Here is a 4461-nt window from a genome sequence, read left to right as displayed (position 1 = left end):
GCGCGTCGAACGTGCGCCCCGTCGGCAACAGCACCGCCGCCGTCGGCTGCTTCTGCCACAGCCGCCGTACCACCGTCGCGCTCCCCGTCGCCTGGGTCGCCCAGTCGGGGCGCGCGGGGTGCGCACCCGGCGCAGAGCAGGACGCCTCGCCGCACGAGCAGCGGGGCACGCCGCGGACGGCTTCCAGCCAGGTCCCCGGGACCACGTCCCAGTGCCGTTCCTCGGCGTAGCGCACGGCGGTCTCCTGCGGCGAATCCCCGCGCTGCTGCGGAATCTGCCCGGCAATCTGACTGTCTTCGGCGGCCGCGATCGTCTCTTCCACGTCCCACTCAACTCCCGCACCCACCTGGAGTTACGGCCCTTGCCCCGCCGGGGGAGGAGCATCGCCTTCCCGTCCGGGGCGCATGGGTGCACCGGTGGGGGCGCGCGGTAGGAGGCGGGGCGTGAGTTGGGTAGCCAGGAGTGGGGTTGGCATCAGCCGGTACCCGGCAAACCGCACATGTCACGCATTGACGGTATGTCAGCTGGGCAGTGATCTTTCCGAAAGGTCACGCTCCAGGGGTTCGCAGGGGGTAGCACATGGCCGCAAGGCCTCTCGTCGCGAGGCAGCCGAACGAACGGTTGCAGGCACTCATCCAGGAAGCGGGGTGCTCCAACGCCGGACTTGCCCGGCGGGTCAACATGTGCGGCGCCGAGCACGGCCTCGATCTGCGCTACGACAAGACGTCCGTGGCCCGCTGGCTGCGCGGCCAGCAGCCCCGGGGCCGGGCGCCGGCGATCATCGCGGAGGCCCTCGGCCGCAAGCTGGGGCGCACGGTCACGATCGACGAGATCGGCATGGCCAACGGCAAGAACCTCGCCTCCGGGGTCGGCCTCCAGTTCTCGCCGACGGTGCTGGGCGCCATCGAGCAGGTCTGCGAGCTGTGGCGCAGCGATGTGGGGCGCCGGGACTTCCTCTCCGGCTCCTCGGTCGCCGCGTCCGCGCTGGTCGAGCCCAGCCGCGACTGGCTGATCTCCGCGCCGGACGCCCAGGTGGCCCGGCAGGCGGGCCCGCGCGTGGGCCAGTCCGACGTGGCGGCCGTACGGTCCATGACCCAGGCCCTCACCGACCTGGACCACCAGTTCGGCAGCGGACATGTGCGCCCGGTCCTGGTGCACTACCTGAACAGCGTCGTCTCCGGACTGCTCGCCGGTTCGTACCGCGAGTCGACCGGACGCGAACTCTTCGCCTCCGTGGCCCGGTTGACCGAGCTCGCCGGATACATGGCCGTGGACACCGGCCAACCCGGCCTGGCCCAGCGGTACTACATCCAGTCACTGCGCCTCGCCCAGGCCGCCGGGGACCGCGGCTACGGCGGATATGTGCTGGCCGCGTCCATGAGCCATCTCGCCGCCCAGCTCGGAAACCCGCGCGAGATCGCCCAGTTGGCGCGCGCCGCGCAGGAGGGCGCACGCGGGCATGCGACCCCCCGGGTGGAGGCGATGTTCCACGCGGCCGAGGCGCGCGGGCACGCGCTGCTCGGGGACGGGCGCGCGGCGGGCGCCGCGACCGCGCGGGCGGTCTCCGCGATGGAGCAGTGCGACGACGACTCCGGGGACGACCCGGTGTGGATCCGGCACTTCGACGGGGCCTATCTGGCCGACGAGTTGGCGCACTGCCACCGGGATCTCGGCCAGCCCGAGCAGTCCGCGCGCTACGCCGAGCAGTCCCTGGCCGGACACCCCGAGTCCCGGGCGCGCCGGCGGGCGATCGGCTATGTGCTGCTCGCCACCGCCCAGGTGCAGCAGCGCGAGGTCGAACAGGCCTGCGCCACCGGCATGAAGGCGGTGGAACTGCTGGAGACGCTGCGCTCGAACCGGGGCGCGGAGTATCTGGAAGACCTCCAGCAGCGTCTCGAACCCTTCCGGGACGAGGCGGTCGTCCGGGAATTCGGGGCCCGGCTGGATCTTCAGCAGGCCGCGTGAACACCGGCCCCGCGCAGACGTGAACATGTGGCGAACACCACCCCGGCGCACACCGGGTGCCATATACAGCGTCGCGCGGGGCCGTTCCGTTACTGCCGTCACGGGCGGGCGGGCCGCGGACCGAGGTACGTGGCAAGGGGCTCCGGGGACCCGGTAGCGTGGCCCGACGATTCACAAGGTCCCCCATTGGTAGGAGTCCCGGTGACGCAGAGTGGACAGGGCGAGGAGCTCTCGGCGCAGCCCGCGCGCGAAGGCATCGTGCTGCCCTCCGACGGAGGAGAGCCCCTGCTACCGGGCATGAACGCCACGCCCGCCGGCGGGCAGGCCTGGGGCGGATCCTGGGGGCCCGAGCAGCAGACGCCCCCGCCCGGAGCGCAGGGCCAGGGCTGGCCCCCGGCGCCCGCCCAGCAGTGGGGCGACCACGGCGGCCAGGACGGCCGACCCGTGTCCGGCGCGGGCCCGCTGCCCCCGGAGGGCGCACCGGCCCCGTCGTACGGCGGACAGCAGCAGGCGTCGTACGGCGGTCACGGCGGTCAGCAGCCGGGCTACGGGGCGCAGGACCCGTACCAGCAGCAGGGCCAGCAGCAGCCCCAGCACCAGGCGCATCAGCCGCAGCACCAGCAGCCGCCGTACCCGGCCCCCGGCCACGCGGCCCCGCTGCCCCCGGCCGCGGACAACGCCACCCACTATCTGCCGCCGGCCTCCGCCGCCCCCGCCGACGAGGGCGCCACGCAGTACATACCGCCGGTGACCGCAGGGGCGCTGCCGCCCGAGTCGCCCGGTGAGCAGACCCGCTACCTCGGGGGCAACCAGCAGACCCCGCCCGCGTCGCCCGACGCCGAGGCCACCCAGTACATCCCGCCGTACCAGGCCCAGGCTCAGGCCCAGGGCCAGAACCCGGCGCAGGCCCAGGGCGGGGACCGCCAGCCGCCCGCCGAGTTCGACAACCTCTTCCGCGGCGCCCCGGCCACTGACGCCCCGGCAGGCTCCACCCAGCAGCTCCCGCGCGTCGACCAGCCGGACGCCTATCAGCCGGCCGCCTACCAGCCCTCGTACGACGGCCCCCCGTCGCCGTACACCCGCCATGACGACGGGCAGGACGAGCGGCCCCGGCGCCGCCCCTCGAAGGTGCCCCTGATCGCGGCCGTCGGCGTCGGCATCGTCGTGGTCGGTGTGGGCGCGGGCGCGCTGCTCAGCAAGGGCGGCGGCTCCTCGGACAGCACGGACGACAACAAGACGGTGGCCGCCACCTCCGCGGCCCCGCAGAGCTCCGCGCCCGCCGCCGACCCGGCGCGCGCCCAGGCGGTCGAGCTGGACAAGCTGCTCGCCGACAGCGGCAGCAGCCGTGCCACGGTGATCAAGTCGGTGGCCGACGTCAAGCAGTGCGCGAGCCTGGACGGCGCCGCCACCAATCTGCGCGGCGCGGCCGGCCAGCGCGGCCAGCTGGTCACCCGGCTCGGCAAGCTCAGCGTGGACAAGCTGCCGGACAACGCCGCCCTGACGGCCGCCCTGACCAAGGCGTGGCAGGCCTCGGCCGCGGCCGACAACCACTACGCGGCCTGGGCCGACCAGGTCAAGGGCGGCGGCAAGAAGACCTGCCACAAGGGCCATGCGAAGACCACCGACGAGGCGCAGGCCGGCAACCGCGAGAGCGGCACCGCGAGCCAGCAGAAGGTCAAGGCGGCGGCGCTGTGGAACGCCATCGCCGTGAAGTACGGACTGACCCAGCGCCAGCCCACCCAGCTCTGACCGCCCCGGCTCCGGGGAAGGCGGCCGTGGCCTCCGGGGAAGGCGGACGCGGGCTGGGCTCAGGGGAAGGCGGACGTGGGGCCTACTCCACGTCCGCGTTCTCCAGCGTGCCGGTCATGTCGGTGGTGCCGTCGATCCCGCCGACGCCCTTGCGGGCCGCGACCAGCTCGCCGTCCTGCACCACCTGGAGGGTGACGTCGGCGTTCACCATCCGCGGGAAGCCGACCGAGGCCAGCTTGCCCTCGTAGGGCCAGCGCAGGGTGGGCGTGAGGCCCCCGGTGGAGACCGCCAGGCCGCCGTCCAGCGTCTTGCGCACCGAGTCGGCGCTCACCTCGCCGTCGCCGATCTTCTCCAGCGCTGCCTTCAGCACGGTGTAGGCGATCCAGGTGGTCTGCACCCCGGCGTCCGCGGGGTCGATGCGGTTGTCGCCGAACGCCTCCTTGTTGATCACCTGCTTCATCTGCTTCCAGCGTGCGTCGTTCGCGGGCGGGTACCAGCCGGTGACGTACGCCCCCTCGTACGGCCCCGAGGAGCCGCCGGTCGCGTTGATCATCGTCTGGTCGACGCTGCCCAGCACCGTGCCGAGCCGTACCGCCGGGTGGTCCGCGCGCTCGCGCCTGAAGGAGTCCATGAAGGTGTCCGTGCGGTCGCCGAGCGCGGGCACCACACAGCCCTTCTTCAGCGTGTCGCCGGCCGCGTACCGCAGCGCCTTGTCGGACGGGCCGCCGTACTCCGTGAGGTCCTCCG

3 protein-coding genes and 1 pseudogene are annotated in these 4461 nt (G+C 73.6%); 2 read left to right on the top strand and 2 right to left on the bottom strand.

The annotated features are described in order from the left end of the window. Positions 1-322, bottom strand: a 322-nt coding sequence (locus tag CCN72_RS35030; RefSeq protein WP_143664310.1) for a bifunctional DNA primase/polymerase, incomplete at its 3' end; no start/stop codon positions are given. Between the two features lie 257 nt (positions 323-579). On the opposite strand from CCN72_RS35030, the gene CCN72_RS35025 reads away from it, so the two are divergent. Further along, the gene (locus CCN72_RS35025) at positions 580-1965 is read left to right on the top strand and encodes an NsdA family TPR-like regulatory protein (RefSeq protein ID WP_086812395.1); all 1386 of its coding nucleotides are present in this window, start codon (positions 580-582) and stop codon (positions 1963-1965) included. Between the two features lie 201 nt (positions 1966-2166). After that, a complete protein-coding gene (locus tag CCN72_RS35020) occupies positions 2167-3714 on the top strand; it encodes a hypothetical protein (protein WP_086812393.1) in 1548 nt (515 codons plus the stop codon). Positions 3715-3796: 82 nt separating this feature from the next. On the opposite strand, the pseudogene CCN72_RS35015 reads toward CCN72_RS35020, so the two are convergent. After that, positions 3797-4461 (bottom strand): annotated as a pseudogene (locus tag CCN72_RS35015) (ABC transporter substrate-binding protein); the annotation flags it as partial.

Source organism: Streptomyces murinus (assembly GCF_002154555.1).
GTDB classification, from domain to species: Bacteria; Actinomycetota; Actinomycetes; order Streptomycetales; family Streptomycetaceae; genus Streptomyces; species Streptomyces murinus.
This window is presented reverse-complemented; position numbering and strand designations above follow the sequence as displayed.

What these genes read in the sequence shown, in the direction of transcription:
- CCN72_RS35025 (WP_086812395.1), top strand. Translation starts at nt 580, where the DNA reads ATGGCCGCAAGGCCTCTCGTCGCGAGGCAGCCGAACGAACGGTTGCAG.